The sequence below is a fragment of the Pseudoalteromonas nigrifaciens genome, from assembly GCF_002221505.1.
GTDB lineage: Bacteria > Pseudomonadota > Gammaproteobacteria > Enterobacterales > Alteromonadaceae > Pseudoalteromonas > Pseudoalteromonas nigrifaciens.
The window spans coordinates 1398078-1415137 of sequence record NZ_CP011036.1; the positions used below are offsets into that span (position 1 = coordinate 1398078).

A 17060-nucleotide genomic window follows, 5' to 3' on the forward strand; every position below is an offset into this window, starting at 1 on the left:
CACCAACAAGCACAATATTTCAGTCATGGTAAGAACTTCAATTATTCACTTGTGTACCAAAGTGTGTACCAAATAATGAAAGGTAACATTATGACAAATCAAAAAGACATTACAAAACATGAGTTTGGAACGGACGCGGGTAAGATACTCAACTTAATGATTCATTCTCTTTATTCTAATAAAGAAATATTTTTACGTGAACTTGTGTCAAATGCCTCAGATGCAGCAGACAAGTTACGCTTTTTAGCATTATCACAAGGTGATCTGTACCAAGGCGACGCTGACTTACGTGTGCGTATTAGCGCTGACAAAGAAGCTAACACCATTACTATTTCTGATAATGGTATTGGTATGACCCGCGATGAAGTAATAAGCTCTTTAGGGACGATTGCAAAATCGGGTACTGCTGAGTTTTTCAAAAACTTAACTGGCGATCAAAGTAAAGACTCGCAGTTAATTGGTCAGTTTGGTGTTGGTTTTTACTCAGCATTTATCGTGGCAGACTTAGTAACGGTTCGCACCCGTAAAGCTGGCGAAACAACTGCTTACGAGTGGGAGTCTCAAGGCGAAGGCGAGTACACGCTGCAAGAAATTGAAAAAGAAGGCCGTGGTACCGACATTATTCTACATCTTCGCGAAGAAGAAAAAGAGTTTGCTGATGAGTGGCGCCTGCGCAGCATAGTGACTAAATACTCGGATCATATTTCGACCCCAGTACAAATGTACAAAGCAGAAGTGCCAGAGTCTGAAGGGGAAGATGGCGAAAAAATCCCAGCAGTACCAGGTGAGTGGGAAAGTATTAACCGCGCTACTGCACTGTGGACTCGTGATAAGTCAGAGCTTTCAGATGACGAATACAAAGAGTTTTACAAGCACGTAAGCCACGATTGGGAAGATCCACTAAGTTGGGCGCATAACAAGGTAGAAGGTAAAACTGAATACACTAGTTTGTTATACATCCCTAAAAAAGCGCCATTCGACTTATGGAATCGTGATCGCCAAAGTGGTTTAAAACTGTACGTACAACGCGTGTTTATTATGGATGACGCTGAACAATTCATGCCAAGTTATTTACGTTTTGTAAAAGGCTTGTTAGATTCAAACGATTTACCACTTAACGTATCTCGCGAAATTCTACAAGACAACAAAGTAACGCAAGCTATTCGTAAAGGGTGTACATCGCGTATTATTAAAATGCTTGAGCGTATGGCTAAAAACAAAGCGGACGATTACCAAGTATTTTGGAATGAATTTGGTCAAGTGATCAAAGAAGGCCCTGCAGAGGATGCAGCTAATAAAGAAGCAATTTGTAAACTATTACGTTTCTCTTCTACGCATACCGATTCAGCAACGCAAGATGTATCGCTTGAGCAATACGTTGAGCGCATGAATGAAGGCCAAGAAAAAATATACTACGTAGTGGCTGATACGTTTACTGCTGCGAAAAACTCTCCGCATTTAGAGATTTTCCGTAAAAAAGGCATTGAAGTATTACTGCTAAGTGACCGTGTAGATGAGTGGATGATGAGCCACTTAACTGAATTTGCTGATAAGCAACTACAATCAATCACCCGTGGTGATTTAGACTTAGGTAAGCTTGACGACGAAGAGACTAAAAAAGCGCAAGAAGAGTCTGAAAAAGAAGTTGCCGGTTTAGTAGAGCGTATTAAAACTGCGTTAGGTGATGAAGTTAAAGAAGTGCGTTTTACGCATCGTTTAACCGACTCTCCAGCATGTGTTGTTAGCGATGACAACGACATGAGCTCACAAATGCAAAAGCTAATGGAATCGGTTGGTCAAGCCGCTCCTGAAGCAAAACCTGTGTTTGAGCTAAACCCAGAGCATCAACTTGTTAAGCATTTAAATGATGAGCAAGACGAAGATAAGTTTGCACAGTGGTCGCATGTATTACTTGACCAAGCGTTACTTGCAGAGCGTGGCACACTTAAAGACCCTACAGGGTTTGTAACTCGCTTAAATAAACTTATGCTTGAATTAAGCAAATAAGTTTAAAAAATTAAAGATTAAGTTAAAAGGGAACCTAAGTTCCCTTTTTTATACGCTATATGCCCGCTAATGACTTATCAATTAGTATAAGTTGCTTGAGTATCGGCGGCGCTTATGGAAGAATTCAGGCTTCAAAAAACAAACTATTACTAAGGGACAATGATATGCGCATTATTCTTTTGGGCGCGCCGGGTGCAGGTAAAGGCACTCAAGCTCAGTACTTGATGGATAAATACGGTATTCCACAAATTTCGACTGGTGATATGTTACGTGCAGCAATTAAAGAAGGCACTCCACTGGGTCTTGAAGCAAAAAAAGTAATGGATGCAGGCCAGTTAATTTCTGACGATATTATCATTGGTTTAGTAAAAGAGCGTATTACTAAAGCTGATTGCGAAAATGGTTTTTTATTAGACGGTTTCCCGCGCACTATTCCACAAGCTGATGCGATGAAAGAAAATGGCGTAGTGGTTGATCACGTTATTGAATTTGATGTTGCTGATGAAGTGATTGTTGAGCGTATGGGTGGACGTCGTGTTCATCCAGGTTCTGGTCGTGTTTATCACGTTGTTTATAATCCACCAAAAGTGGCAGATAAAGACAACGAAACAGGTGAAGAGCTTATTATTCGTGCAGACGATACTGAAGAAACAGTACGTAAACGCTTAGGTATTTACCATGAGCAAACTATGCCATTGGTTGATTACTACCAAGCAGAAGCTGCTGCGGGTAACACCCAGTATCATAAGCTAGATGGTACACAAGCTGTTGATGCTATTAGCAAACAGTTAGGTGAGCTATTAGGCTAATTTACAGTCCTCTATTAAATAAAAACCGCTAATGTAAAATTTAGCGGTTTTTTTGTGCAGAGTTTAGGTTAATTTAAAGTGCCTTTAGTTTTTCAATCACGCTGGCGTATTCTGGTTCAGTTGCAAGGTTACTCACTAATTGCTTATAAACCACGTTATGGTTTTTATCTAAAATAAGTACAGCGCGTGTTAGTAGCCCCATATCTTTAATTATAAATCCATACTTCTGACCAAAGTCGTGCCATACCGAATCAGAAAGCACAATTACCTTATCTATGTTCTCAGCTTTGCAAAAACGTTTTTGCGCAAAAGGTAAATCGCTACTAATGGTCAACATGGTTATGTTTGGAAATTGTTGTGCTACTTTTTCGTTAAAGTGTTTAGTTTGTAGGCTGCAAATACCGGTATCTAAACTAGGTACTACGCTAATCAAAACGGCTTGGCCTTTATACGCACTCAATGTAACAGGGGTAAAGTTAGCGTCGACCACTTTAAACTCTGGTGCGCTATCACCTACAGCAACTCCCTTACCTAATAAAGTAACAGGTTTACCTTGTGCGGATACTTTGCCAGCATCAAGCGTGTTTTCGGTATAATCGGCAGCAAAGGCCACAGAACTAAATGCACTTAATGCAAAAATTAACGAGCGAAACATAGGGTATTTCCTTTTAGATTCAGGCTGTAATAGCGTTAAGTGTATTATACTGCGAAGTGCTCACCAAGCAGAAGAAGTAGATGCTTTTATTTATTAATCAAAAATTGTAAACAAGGTATACTTTGATATAACATACATATGTAAAAAATATGTATATAAAAAACAATAATTAAACCTTTATTAATGCAGTTTGATACCTATAACAGGGTCAAAATAGAGAGAGAATATGTCAACATCGGTACTAATATGTGATGATTCAAAATTAGCTAGACGCCAATTAGCTCGATCTTTACCAGTGGATTGGGATATTAAAATTGAATTTGCGCATGACGGTGTAGATTGTATAAACCAAATAAAAAAAATACAGCCAGAAATTCTTTTTCTTGATTTAAATATGCCGGAAATGGATGGTTATGAAGTACTCATAGCGATACGAGAGCTTGGTCTTAATGTGCTCACTGTGGTGGTTTCTGGCGATATTCAGCCGGCGGCACATGAGCGCGTATTAGAGCTAGGTGCAATTGATTTTATTCAAAAACCTTGCTCCGCAGAAAAGCTAGCCACTATTATTGAACATCATGGCATTAAAGATAAAGCAATGCGAGAGCGCCTTGCGCACTCGTTAGGTGAGCAGGTAGACCCTGATGTACGAGATATATACCAAGAGCTTACTAACGTGGCCATGGGGCAAGCAGGCGACCTACTCGCAAGGTTACTTAATGTATTTGTTAAGCTGCCCATACCTAATGTTAATATTCTAGAAGTAAATGAGCTTGATATGGCGCTGCGCTCAATTGATAACAGCACCTCAACCTCGGGTATCTGCCAAGGCTTTATAGGCGGCGGTGTATCAGGGGAAGCATTACTACTTTTAAATGACTCGAGCTTTAAAGAAATAGCATCGCTAATGAACTACGACGGTGAGCTCAATGAAAAAGTAGAGCTAGAGCTGTTAATGGATATCAGTAATATACTTATTGGCGCTATTTTAACTGGACTCTCTAAACAACTTGATATGACATTTAGCCAAGGGCATCCCATAGTACTGGGTCAGCATAGAGATGTATCAGAGCTGGTTAAATCTAACAAACCACGTTGGCAACGTACCTTAGCAATCGAGATAAGTTACGGTATTGAAAACCACAATATAAATTGCGATTTGATGTTGTTATTTACCGAAGACTCACTAAAAACTTTGAAGTACAAAGTTGCCTACCTATTAGAAGATTAACGATTATGTCAGCTGATTTAAATATGAATGAAATCCATTGGTTAATGGATATGTTTAATACTGTTGATGTGGGCCTAGTGGTGCTCGACAGAGAATATAAAGTGTGTGTATGGAATGGTTTTATGGAAAATCATTCTGGATTACTGCCAAGCGCAGTTAAACACAAAGACTTATTTGATTTATTTCCCGCAATAGATGAAAAGTGGTTTAGAAGTAAATCTGAATCCGTGTTTGTACTAAAAAACCGCTCGTTTACAATTTGGGAACAGCAACCTTATATCTTTCGTTTTAAAAACTATCGGCCAATTACCGGCAAAGCTGATTATATGTACCAAAATGCCACCTTTATTCCACTAACAAATACCCGTGGTGATGTTGAGCATATATGTATTATTATTTACGATGTAACAGATGTAGCCGTTAATAAAAAAGAACTCGAACAGTTAAATAAAAAGCTTGAGCAAGTTAGTCAAACCGATAGCTTAACGCAGCTAGCTAACCGAGGGCACTGGGAACATACGTTACGCCAAGAGTTTTTGCGTACTAAACGCAGTGGTGGTTGCAGTACTTTATTAATGTTTGATATTGACCACTTTAAAAAAGTGAACGATGAGTACGGCCACAGTTGTGGTGACGAGGCATTGCGTCATATTGCAAAATTACTAAAAGGCACATTGCGCGAAACAGATATAGCAGGGCGCTACGGTGGTGAAGAATTTGCTATCACCTTACTCGATACTGATAAACAAGGTGCGATGATAATAGCCGAGCGTTTACGTGAACTAATTGCGGCAACCCCGGTGGCTTACAAAGATCAGCTAGTGAGTATGACGGTTAGTATTGGCATTGCCTCTTATAGTAATGAATTTAAAAACCATGAACGCTGGATTGAGGCTGCCGATAAAGCACTTTATAATTCAAAACACAATGGTAGGAATAGTATTACTATGTTTGATGATATAAAAAATGACGCCTAAGCGTCATTTTTTATATCGGTTAGTTAACGCGAGTATGCAGCGTTGCTTAATAAATCTATTATCCATAACCTAGATTATTTACTCCGTGGTATGGCGATAATCATCTATTGGACATTGACTAAGAATAGAAACCTCACCGCTACTCGACTCTTGTTCTAGCTTTACTTTAAATCCCCATAAACGGTAAAGATGTTTAAGTACTTCATCGTGTGAGTTAGCGAGCGGAATATTATTGTGCGGCACATAACGTAATGTAAGAGATCTGTCGCCTCTAATATCAACATTATAGATTTGAATATTAGGCTCGTGATTACTTAAATTATATTGCGCCGATAACGCCTCTCTCACTGCTTTATAGCCATTATCATCATGAATAGCACCTATTTCTAAATGAGGGTTATTTGTATGATCAACAATAGTAAATAATTTAAAGTCACGGATCAGTTTAGGTGATAAAAACTGGCTTATAAAACTTTCATCTTTAAAGTTTTGCATAGCAAAGTGCAGCGTGTCGAGCCAATTACTGCCAGCATACTGCGGGAACCAGCGTTTATCTTCCTCTGTTGGCTGCTCACAAATACGGCGAATGTCTACCATCATATTAAAGCCCAGAGCATAAGGGTTTATACCCGAGTAATATTGGCTATTATAAGGTGGTTGATAAATCACATTAGTGTGGCTTTGTAAAAACTCCATCATAAATGAATCAGTCAATTTTCCTTCGTCATATAAGTGATTCAAAATAGTATAATGCCAAAATGTAGCCCAACCTTCATTCATCACCTGGGTTTGTTTTTGCGGATAAAAATATTGCGATATTTTACGTACAATCCGAATGATTTCACGCTGCCATGACTCTAGCAATGGCGCATTTTTTTCAATAAAGTATAAAATATTTTCTTGTGGCTCTTGTGGAAAATGACGCTCATGCTTTTTAGCTTCTTGTTGTTGAGCTGGAATAGTGCGCCACAACTCGTTTACTTGTGATTGTAGATAGTCTTTTCGTTCTTGCTGGCGCTTTTGTTCTTCAAATAATGAAATACGTTGCGGGCGCTTGTATCTGTCTACGCCGTAATTCATTAGCGCATGACAAGAGTCGAGCAGGGTTTCTACCTCAGTAATACCGTATTTTTCTTCGCAGCGGCTAATGTACTTTTTAGCAAACAGTAGGTAATCGATAATTGAGCCGGCGTCGGTCCAGGTTTTAAATAAGTAATTCCCTTTAAAAAAAGAATTATGCCCATAACAAGCATGCGCCATAACCAGTGCTTGCATGGGCAGGGTGTTTTCTTCCATTAAATAGGCAATACATGGATCGGAGTTAATGACGATTTCGTAGGCTAATCCCATTTGACCGCGTTTATAATTTTGCTCAGTTTGAATAAACTTTTTACCGTATGACCAATGGCTATAGCCTATAGGCATACCAACGCTAGAATAGGCATCCATCATCTGCTCAGCGGTGATCACTTCAATTTGATTAGGGTACGTGTCTAAGCGATAGTGCTGTGCAACACGGGCTATTTCATCACGGTACTGGGCCAATAACTCAAAAGTCCAATCTGGGCCATCACTTATATGTTTATCCTTCATATTTACTACCTCGCTTAGGCTATGCAGCCCCTTGCTGCTGACGACCTTTTTTAAATAGCTCTCTAAAAATAGGGTAAATATCCTCAACGCTTTGAATATGTTGTATGGCAAAATTAGCATGGCTTTGGGTTATGTCTTGATACTCGCGCCATAAACTTTGATGCGCCCGTGTGGTTATTTCTATATAGGCAAAATAGCGCACTGCGTTTAATAATTTATTACGCAAAATTTGTCCACATTGCGGTGTGTCGTCTGCCCAGTTATCACCATCAGACGCTTGCGCGGCATACACATTCCATTGTTCAGAGTTGTAGCGCTCTTTAATTATTTCGTCCATGAGTTTAAGGGCACTCGAAACAATCGTGCCGCCGGTCTCTTGGGAGTAAAAAAACTCTTGTTCGTCAACTTCTTTAGCTTGCGTGTGATGGCGAATATATACTACTTCAATGTCTTTATAGCTGCGTGTTAAAAACTGATATAGCAAAATATAAAAGCGCTTAGCCATGTCTTTTGTGGCCTGATCCATAGAGCCAGACACATCCATAATACAAAACATCACGGCTTTGCTGGTAGGGTGAGGGCGCTTTTCGTAATTACGAAAACGTAAGTCGTAATTATCAATAAAAGGCACTGCCTTAATTTGCTTTTTAATTAGTTCAATTTCACTGTTTAACAGCACAATAGCAGCTTTATCAGGATGTGCTTGTGCAAGTAAAATAACTAACTGAGCTTCAAGCTCTGCTAATAAACGCTTTTTACCTGCGCTCATGGCCACGCGCCGTGCTAACGAGCCTTTGAGTGAGCGTACAATATCAATATTACTTGGCATACCATCGCTGCAAAAACCAGCGCGATGAGTTTTCATTTGTACTAGTTTGTCGAGCTGATTTTCTTGCAAGTTTGGCAGCTCTAAATCCTCAAACAATAAATCTAAATATTCATCCTTTGAAATCGAAAATACAAATTCGTCTTGGCCTTCTCCCGAGTCGCTCGCTTCACCGCCTCCTGCGCCACCACCTTGCCCACCTTTAGGGCGCTCTACTTTATCGCCAGTAGAGAACTGATCGTTCCCTGGATGTATTTGTTCTCTATTGCCGCCTTTTCCTTGATGAAATGTAGGTTCGCTAATATCGCGTTGCGGAATAGAAATACTCTCTCCCGAACTTGCGTCGGTGACACTGCGTTTATTAATCGCATCAGAAACCGCCTCTTTAATTTGTTTTTTATAGCGCCTAATAAAGCGCTGGCGATTAAGCGTGCTTTTATTCTTTGCGTTTAATCGCCTATCTATAAAATGCGCCATTAATTACCTCCTAAACTACCAATATGAAGGTTATTGCGATTTTCTAACCCGTAAATACCATTCAGATAACAACCGCACTTGTTTTTGTGTGTAGCCTTTTTCGACCATACGATTAACAAAGTCTTCGTGTTTTTGCTGATCCTCGGCAGAGGTTTTGGTATTAAACGAAATAACGGGTAGCAAATCTTCGGTATTAGAGAACATTTTTTTCTCGATCACGGTGCGCAATTTTTCGTAGCTGGTCCACAGTGGGTTTTTACCATTATGGTGCGCTCGAGCCCTAAGCACAAAGTTTACTATTTCGTTACGAAAATCTTTTGGATTAGAAATACCCGCTGGCTTTTCTATTTTTTCAAGTTCTGCATTAAGGGCATCACGGTCAAATAGTTGGCCAGTATCGGGGTCGCGGTATTCTTGATCTTGAATCCAAAAGTCGGCGTAAATAACATAACGGTCAAAAATATTTTGTCCGTATTCAGAGTACGACTCTAAGTATGCGGTTTGCAGCTCCTTACCAATAAACTCCACATATTGCGGAATTAAATAGCCTTTTAAAAAGCTCAAATAACGCTCTTCGGTATCAGATGCAAACTGCTCACGCTCAATTTGTTGTTCTAACACATAAAATAAATGTACTGGATTCGCAGCAACCTCTAGGGTGTCAAAATTAAATACTCGCGATAAAATTTTAAAAGCAAAACGGGTAGAAAGTCCTGTCATACCTTCATCAACCCCAGCATAATCTCGATACTCTTGATACGATTTAGCTTTAGGGTCGGTGTCTTTTAGGGTTTCGCCGTCATACACTCGCATTTTTGAAAAAAGGCTCGAGTTTTCAGGCTCTTTTAATCGTGATAGCGTTGAAAACTGCGCTAAAATTTTAAGTGTTCCCGGGGCGCATGGCGCGTTGTACAACTCACTGTGTTGAAGTAGCTTATCGTAAATTTTAATTTCTTCGGTAACACGTAAGCAATAAGGAACCTTAACAATATATACCCGGTCTAGGAATGCCTCATTGTTTTTATTGTTTTTAAAAGTTTGCCACTCAGATTCGTTAGAGTGGGCTAGTATCATGCCGTTAAAGGGCAGAGCACTAATACCTTCAGTACCGTTGTAGTTACCCTCTTGGGTGGCTGTTAGCAGAGGATGCAGTACCTTAATAGGCGCTTTAAACATCTCAACAAACTCCATTAAGCCCTGGTTTGCTAAACATAAAGATCCAGAGTAGGCGTAAGCATCGGGATCATTTTGTGCAAAATGTTCTAGTTGGCGAATATCTACTTTACCTACTAATGCCGAAATATCTTGGTTGTTTTCATCCCCAGGCTCAGTTTTGGCAATCCCTATTTGATTTAAAATAGAAGGGTAGCGCTTAACCACTTTAAATTGACTAATGTCGCCATTAAATTCTTTTAAGCGTTTTCCGGCCCAAGGCGACATAATAGTTTTCAAATAGCGTGGTTTAATGCCGTATTCTTGTTCAAGTAATTTAGCATCTTCAATCGGATCGAATAATGACAGCGGGTGGTCGTTTACAGGGGAGCCTTTAATAGAATAAATGGGTACTTGTTGCATCAAGTATTTCAGTTTTTCGGCAATAGATGATTTACCACCACCAACCGGACCCAATAAATAAAGAATTTGTTTACATTCTTCTAGGCCTTGAGAGGCGTGTTTTAAATAAGAAACAATTTGTTCGATGGCATCTTCCATACCATAAAAATCAGCAAAGGCAGGATAGCGTGCTACTACACGATTAGAAAATAATCGACTTAAGCGTGCGTCTGTTGCTGTGTCTATCATTTGTGGCTCGCCAATTGCCATTAGTAGGCGCTCAGGGGCACTTGCGTAGGCAGATTTGTCGGTTTTACAAATATCTAAAAACTCAGCAATACTGTACTCTTCTTCTTGTCCAGCTTCGTATCGTGCTTGGTAATGATCAAAAATCGTCATAAAGACCTCCAAAACCCACTTTAAAAATAGCTTAACTTCTTAAAGTCTAGTCACGATTTTGAATTTTTGTGCAATAAAATTAAAAATTTATATTAAAAATTATGATCTTGACTTTTTAATATAAGAGGTACTTGTACAAGGAGATGGTAATTTACCAAGCATAAAAAAAGACGCCGCAGCGTCTTTTTAAATTTAGCTTTTAAGGGCTAATTAAGCGAAGTTAGCGTTCGCGAATTCCCAGTTAACTAGCGACCAAAAACCTTTAAGGTAATCTGGACGAACGTTACGGTAATCGATGTAGTAAGCGTGTTCCCATAAATCCACAGTTAGGATTGGAGTAACGCCATCATCAGTTAATGGTGTAGCAGCGTTAGAAGTGTTAACTATGTCTAGTGAACCATCAGCTAGTTTAACTAACCAAGTCCAGCTAGAACCAAAGTTATTAACTGCTTTGTCGTTTAATGCTTCTTTAAATGCATCAAAAGAGCCCCATTTAGCATTGATTGCATCAGCAACCGCGCCAGTCGGTGCACCACCGCCATTTGGCGATAAACTGTTCCAGTAGAACGTATGGTTCCAGATTTGTGCAGCGTTGTTAAACACGCCACCGTCTGATGAACATACGATTTCTTCAAGAGATTTGTTTTCAAACTTAGTGCCTGGGATCAAACCATTAAGTTTAACAACATAAGTGTTGTGATGTTTACCATGATGAAACTCAAGAGTTTCTTTTGAAATATGCGGCTCAAGTGCATCAATTGCATATGGTAGTGACGGTAGTTCAAATGCCATTTTTTATCTCCATCTTCTTTTAGTTAATAGTCGATTTAGTAATACGTAATGCCTGTTGGAACAGGCCAGTTATCTATACCAAACGGGAATATAGTGTTACTATAATTGTTGAGTATTCTACTCAAGTTTTAGCAAACAGCAATGCTATTGCTAAAGACTATTTCAATTGCGGCTTTATTTGCCCATTTTAAGTTATAGATCTATGGTCTCACTGAGTTATTTTCAAGGCCTTAGGTATATTAAATTATCGTCATTTTGAGGTTGTAGATGGAAACCATTGATAAAATTAAACAGCAAATTTCAGAAAACCCAATAATCCTTTTCATGAAAGGATCACCTAAGTTGCCTAACTGTGGTTTTTCTTCACAAGCATCGCAAGCGTTAATGTCATGTGGTGAACCATTTGCATATGTTGATATTTTACTTAATCCAGACATTCGTGCTGAGCTTCCTGCTTATGCAAATTGGCCTACATTCCCACAGTTATGGGTAGATGGCGAATTAGTTGGTGGTTGTGATATTATCATCGAAATGTTTCAGCGTGGTGAATTACAACCATTAATTACTGAAACAGCAGCTAAATATAAAGAAGCTGACGCAGAATAATATCTCGATAAGCACGCTTTTTAAGGTGTATTGATACAAAATTTTGCTAAAACAATAAAACCACTTTTATAGTGGTTTTATTGTTTTTTATTAATCGTTTCTTATCGATAAATTAATCATTAAAAACTTACCAGCCAAACCAAATTAGACGTGCGTAAATGCTGCAACATTAGCTTTTAGACTTAAAAAGTTGAGTAGCTCAGCAATAAAATACCTACTAAAAGCCAACATCAAAGCAGCACATTAAAACGCTTTACTACACTGTAAGTTCTTTATTTATTGCTTGAATAAAATGCAGGAACACTTAGTCCATAGAAAAATGATCTAAAGAGGGTCTGCCTTTTGCTTTTGCGCGTTTTAAACCTAAATAACAGGCTAAATTACATAGCAATTGCAATGTAATTATTACCCCACAACTAATAATAAAATTGTTTAAAGTGGCTGTTGTATTATTCATTATAAAAACCAGCGTGACCAATAACTGCCATACCAATGCTGTATTTAAATAGCGCAATAAAATCTGCTTAAAGTGAGTATGTTTAAAGGTACTCAAAATTAGAAAAACAAGGCTAACGATTAACACTAACCAGCCCGAAGTTAAACAAAAGTAGGCAACTGTATTTTGCATTTTAATCCTTAACTCTTAACCCTACTAACCACATATTAAAATAAACGTATAAAAGTAATATTAAGCGTGTGCCATTATTAGCTCTTTAGCATTTGCTTTTGCTGTTTTACTTATATTATCACCCCCTAATAGGCGTGCTATTTCGTTAACTCTGCCATCTTTGTTTAAAGGCTGCATATGGGTAAAAGTTTCTCCATTTGCTATTTCTTTAGCAACAAAAAACTGTTGATGCGCACTGCTGGCTACTTGCGGTAAATGGGTAACACAAATCACTTGGGTAGACTTACCTAATTGACGCAATAACTTACCAACAGCAGAGGCCGTTGGGCCGGAGATCCCCACATCAACTTCATCAAAAATAAGGGTAGGTGTTGTGACTTTTTGCGCAATAATTACCTGAATAGCTAAACTTATACGCGACAGCTCACCACCCGATGCAACCTTTGCTAATGGTTGTAATGGTTGTCCTGGGTTAGTTGATACTAAAAACGATACATTGTCGTAGCCTAAGCTATTTGGTGCGCGTTCTGTTTCTTGAGTTAGGGCAATTTCAAATATACCGTTTTCCATTGACAGGTTTGCCATGCTGTTACTAATTAAGCGGTTTAGTGTATTAGCATACTCACGGCGGCTTTGGCTTAGCTGTTCACTAGCATGTTGATAATGGCTAAGTGTGTTTTCAATTTCAGATTCTAACTGCTCTAAGCGAGAGCTGTTATTGCTAATAGACTCGAGTTCTTGACTAATAGCTTGATGAAACTCAACCAATGCCTGTGGTTTAATATGGTGTTTACGCGCTAAATCCATAGCGCCGCTTAATCTGTTTTCTACCTCCACCAAGCGAGCAGGATCTAAATCGGCCTGCTCAGTGTAACTGCGCACTTCTCGGCTAGCTTCTTCTACTTGTACTGCGGCCTCTGCAAGCAATGTAGCTACACTTGCTAATGTTTCGTCATATTGTGCCAGCTCAGAAAACTGTTGCGCGCTGTGTTGCAATAACGAACAAGCATTTTGCTCATCACTTTCGTATAAATGCTGTAACTCACGCTGACACGTTTCTAAAATCGTTTGGCTATTACTTAACTTGTAATGCTCAGCTTCTATTTGTTCAAACTCACCTTCTTGTAGGGCAAACTCGTTAAGTTCTGCTACTTGGTATTCTAATAGTTGTTTTTGCGCAGCTTGCTGCTGCTGTTGTTGTTGTAAGTGTTTAAATTCTTTTTGTAAATTAGCAAATTGCTTATAGCTTTGGCTAACGCCACTGACCAAATTATGATGTCCGGCATAGGCATCTAGTAGCTGCAGTTGATGCTCGGCTTTTAACAAGTGTTGGTGGGCATGTTGGCCATGAATCGAAATTAAATACTGGCCAAGCTCTTTTAGTTGCGCTGCTGTTACAGCGCTGCCATTAATGTAGCTTTTGCTGCGGCCATTTTTACACACCACGCGGCGCAATAAACATTCGTTATCGGTGTTACTCAACATATTTTGTTCTAAAAAAGCATGAGCGAGGGGTAAATTACTTAAATCAAATTGCGCGCATACTTCCGCTTTATCTGTGTTTGGGCGCACAGCTGAGGCTTCGGCGCGCTCGCCTAAACATAGCGAAAGGGCATCAATAGCAATCGACTTACCCGCACCCGTTTCACCGGTAATTGCGGTCATGCCGTTTTGCCACTCTGTACTTAAATTACTTACAATTGCGAAATTTTTAATTTCTAAACCAATTAACATACTGTTTATCCATCCAGTCAATTGACTGTTAATTTATACAGTGTTTTGGTTTTTTGCAAATTAAATTTTTATGACTTACGCAATTTCTTCATCTTGAATAATTTTAGAATGGCTATTAGTTTCGCTTGTTTCGTCAGCATTATTAATATTATCAGCGAGTTGTTCTATGTCTTCTGTTTTAATATTAACAATAAGGGCGGGTAAAATAGTTTGATAAAAAGTCTTGTTATATAAAATACCTTGCAAGGGAAGTTCCGCTACAAAGTACTGGATATTATCGACTAAATTTTGAGAAACATTGCTTTGATAAGTTTTAATTAACTCGTTCGACAGTATATTAATAAGTAAATCGGCAGTACTTTCTAACTGGTTTAGGTTTTCATCCGTGTGAGCTTGCACCACAAAAAAATTGCTTACAATGGCTTGTATACGTGGCAGGTATTTGGGTCGGATAAGCTTAGCGTCAAGTAACTCATTGAGCTTTAGCTTTAAGCGAGTATTAACTTGTGATACTCGAGCATTAAAAAGCTTTTTTTTCGCTTCGATTGCTTTTTTACGGTTATTTTCAACAATTAAATAACTAGCTAATAATGTAATTAATAATAATAAAGCAAAAAAAACAATATAAGTCATTGCCGCACAATCCTGATTTGGTTAGCTATTTTATAAAAAATATATTTTGCTCTAAAGCACGATACTTAGCAATAAAATTAGTATAAACGACTGCCCCAATTGAGCTTTTGGCGTAATACGTTGTAATAAGAGTAATTTTTAGGATGAATAAGGCGCAGCTTTTTATCGGCTTTTTTAATGACCACCTCATCACCAGGTAAAACGGCGAGTACCACATGGCTGTCGCAGCTAACTTGCAAACTATCGGTGTTCTCAAGGCTTAGTTTTAAGCGTACTTCGTTATCGGCATCAACTACCAGAGGTCGGCTCGATAAAGTATGTGGAAACATAGGCACTAGTGCTATTGCGTTAAGCTCAGGAGTAAGAATAGGGCCGCCCCCCGATAGTGAATAAGCAGTTGAGCCGGTAGGGGTAGATACAATAAGTCCATCAGAGCGCTGAGAAAACACAAAGTCGTTATTTATAAAGGCTTCAAACTCAATCATATGCGCTACTTTGTCGGCATGTAAAACGGCTTCGTTTACAGCCGAGTTTGCACTTTTAAGTTCGTTATGACGATACACTTCTACTTCGAGTAAGAAGCGCTTTTCTTCAACATACTCACCGCTGAGTACCTGCTCTAAACTGGCTTCGAAACCTTCGGGGTTTAAATCGGTTAAAAACCCAAGATTGCCTCGGTTTACACCTATAACGGCTATATTAAAGCGTGCTAATACACGCGCTGCGCCAAGCATATTGCCATCGCCACCTACTACAATGGCTAAATCAGCTTGTTCACCTAAGTCGACCAGTTTAACTAACTTATTTTTTGGTATATCAATAAGTTGGCTTCCTGTGCGTTTTTCTACAATAACTGTAAAACCAAGCGCAAGTAAAAATGTATGCAGGCGCTGCAAGGTTGCCGCCGCATCTGGATGATTTGGTTTACCAATAAGGCCGATAGTGCGAAAAGGAGAATCCATAATAAATACACAGCAAGTTTTAATATTTGTAGAGTAACCTAAAACAGAAGTGTTTGAAAATACAGATCGTTAGCAATACTGCAATGAATTAATCTTGCAGCTCATTAATTTACGTGCCGTGTAGCTAATCACTTGAAATTAAGAAGCTCTGCCCCGATATAAAGCACATGAGACAAGATGCAGTAACCATGAAACTAAACCCACGAGATCAACAAATTTTTGCGGCTGTAATGAGCACGTATTGTAATGGTGAAGGTTTACCTGTGCCATCAACAAAAATTGCCAAGCTAAAAGGTATGGCAGTTTGCTCAGCTACAGTACGTAATGCCATGGCACGTTTAGAGAAAGTGGGCTTGCTCTACTCACCCCACACATCAGCGGGGCGCGTGCCAACAGACTACGGATTTGATTATTGGTTTGAGGAATTTTTTGCACTCGCCGACATAGCTAATTACTGGCAACCTGCGCAAACACAATTAGTTGAATTAGCGCATGGTTTAAGTCAGCGTTATCAGGTGTGTTGTTGTGTTGGTTTGCCACAGGTACGCTCGCAACAAGTATTTAGAGTGGAAGTGCTCGATTTTGATTCCACGGATTGGTTAATCTTATTAATAGACAGAGCAGGGCAAAGTCATAACATTTGTATTAATAAGCCCGATGATGCAAGTGATACTGTGCGTTATCAGTTTGCCACGTGGTTAAATACGGTATTTAGCCAACAAACCTTAATAGAAGGCTTGTACCGTATGCAGGCAATGGCTAATACTGCACCGCGTAACTGTCATGATTCACTAAACCAATGGACGCGTGAACTAAGCCAAAAGCTTGGCTCTGATAATAGTATTGTGGTTGGTGAAAACTATTTGTATAAACAAATAGATTGCGAGCAAAGCCTAAACATTGGGGTGTCTTTTTTAAATTTTGTCGAAGACAAGCTAGTATTTAAAAATGGGGTGTCGGTACTTAATACTGAAAACCTACCTTTTTCAGAGTGTAACGAATTGATTGTGATTAGCTTGCCGTACTTTCAAAATCAAGAATATCAGAGTCGTTTTTGTGTAATTTGTCCAAAATCAGCGCCAATCGAAAAAATAATCCAAGAATTTAAATTAATTGAGACATCTAACTCTTGAATCTTTTAATTCAATCCCCATAATTACCGCAGTTGTAAAGAATT

At 39.0% G+C, this 17060-nt stretch carries 14 protein-coding genes; 6 read left to right on the plus strand and 8 right to left on the minus strand.

Annotated elements, in window-relative coordinates; translation table 11 throughout:
• Positions 1-90: 90 nt before the first annotated feature.
• Entirely contained in the window at positions 91-2007 is a 1917-nt protein-coding gene (gene htpG, locus PNIG_RS06860; RefSeq protein WP_089368101.1) for a molecular chaperone HtpG, read from the plus strand.
• Positions 2008-2171: 164 nt separating this feature from the next.
• Positions 2172-2816, plus strand: coding sequence for an adenylate kinase (gene adk / locus PNIG_RS06865; RefSeq protein WP_011327892.1), 645 nt, complete (start codon positions 2172-2174; stop codon positions 2814-2816).
• A 73-nt stretch (positions 2817-2889) separates the two neighbouring features.
• Here adk and tpx read toward each other — a convergent pair whose 3' ends face one another.
• Entirely contained in the window at positions 2890-3471 is a 582-nt protein-coding gene (gene tpx / locus PNIG_RS06870; RefSeq protein WP_011327893.1) for a thiol peroxidase, read from the minus strand.
• A 226-nt stretch (positions 3472-3697) separates the two neighbouring features.
• Between tpx and PNIG_RS06875 the strand changes: the two genes are divergently transcribed.
• Positions 3698-4702, plus strand: coding sequence for a response regulator (locus PNIG_RS06875; RefSeq protein WP_011327894.1), 1005 nt, complete (start codon positions 3698-3700; stop codon positions 4700-4702).
• 5 nt (positions 4703-4707) lie between these two features.
• Complete coding sequence (locus PNIG_RS06880; RefSeq protein WP_011327895.1) at positions 4708-5679, plus strand: sensor domain-containing diguanylate cyclase; 972 nt, start codon at positions 4708-4710, stop codon at positions 5677-5679.
• Positions 5680-5757: 78 nt separating this feature from the next.
• On the opposite strand, the gene PNIG_RS06885 is transcribed toward PNIG_RS06880, so the two are convergent.
• The 4 genes from PNIG_RS06885 to PNIG_RS06900 form a co-directional block, all read right to left on the minus strand.
• A complete protein-coding gene (locus PNIG_RS06885) occupies positions 5758-7272 on the minus strand; it encodes a SpoVR family protein (protein WP_041454394.1) in 1515 nt (504 codons plus the stop codon).
• A gap of 19 nt (positions 7273-7291) precedes the next feature.
• The gene (locus tag PNIG_RS06890; RefSeq protein WP_089368102.1) at positions 7292-8575 is read right to left on the minus strand and encodes a YeaH/YhbH family protein; all 1284 of its coding nucleotides are present in this window, start codon (positions 8573-8575) and stop codon (positions 7292-7294) included.
• Positions 8576-8605: 30 nt separating this feature from the next.
• On the minus strand, positions 8606-10528 hold the full coding sequence (locus PNIG_RS06895; RefSeq protein ID WP_011327898.1) for a PrkA family serine protein kinase: 1923 nt from the start codon (positions 10526-10528) through the stop codon (positions 8606-8608).
• A gap of 210 nt (positions 10529-10738) precedes the next feature.
• The gene (locus PNIG_RS06900) at positions 10739-11320 is read right to left on the minus strand and encodes a superoxide dismutase (RefSeq protein ID WP_011327899.1); all 582 of its coding nucleotides are present in this window, start codon (positions 11318-11320) and stop codon (positions 10739-10741) included.
• A 267-nt stretch (positions 11321-11587) separates the two neighbouring features.
• On the opposite strand from PNIG_RS06900, the gene PNIG_RS06905 reads away from it, so the two are divergent.
• Entirely contained in the window at positions 11588-11926 is a 339-nt protein-coding gene (locus PNIG_RS06905; protein WP_004335359.1) for a Grx4 family monothiol glutaredoxin, read from the plus strand.
• Positions 11927-12614: 688 nt separating this feature from the next.
• Here the strand turns inward: PNIG_RS06905 and recN are convergent.
• The 3 genes from recN to nadK all read right to left on the minus strand — a co-directional run bounded on the left by recN (position 12615) and on the right by nadK (position 15883).
• Positions 12615-14288: a DNA repair protein RecN gene (gene recN / locus PNIG_RS06915; protein ID WP_089368104.1), complete on the minus strand. Its 1674-nt coding sequence runs from the start codon at positions 14286-14288 to the stop codon at positions 12615-12617.
• A gap of 75 nt (positions 14289-14363) precedes the next feature.
• Complete coding sequence (locus PNIG_RS06920) at positions 14364-14921, minus strand: hypothetical protein (protein WP_089368105.1); 558 nt, start codon at positions 14919-14921, stop codon at positions 14364-14366.
• A gap of 77 nt (positions 14922-14998) precedes the next feature.
• The gene (gene nadK, locus PNIG_RS06925) at positions 14999-15883 is read right to left on the minus strand and encodes an NAD(+) kinase (protein ID WP_086993357.1); all 885 of its coding nucleotides are present in this window, start codon (positions 15881-15883) and stop codon (positions 14999-15001) included.
• A 167-nt stretch (positions 15884-16050) separates the two neighbouring features.
• On the opposite strand from nadK, the gene PNIG_RS06930 reads away from it, so the two are divergent.
• Positions 16051-17016, plus strand: coding sequence for an HrcA family transcriptional regulator (locus tag PNIG_RS06930; protein WP_041454395.1), 966 nt, complete (start codon positions 16051-16053; stop codon positions 17014-17016).
• Positions 17017-17060 lie beyond the last annotated feature (44 nt).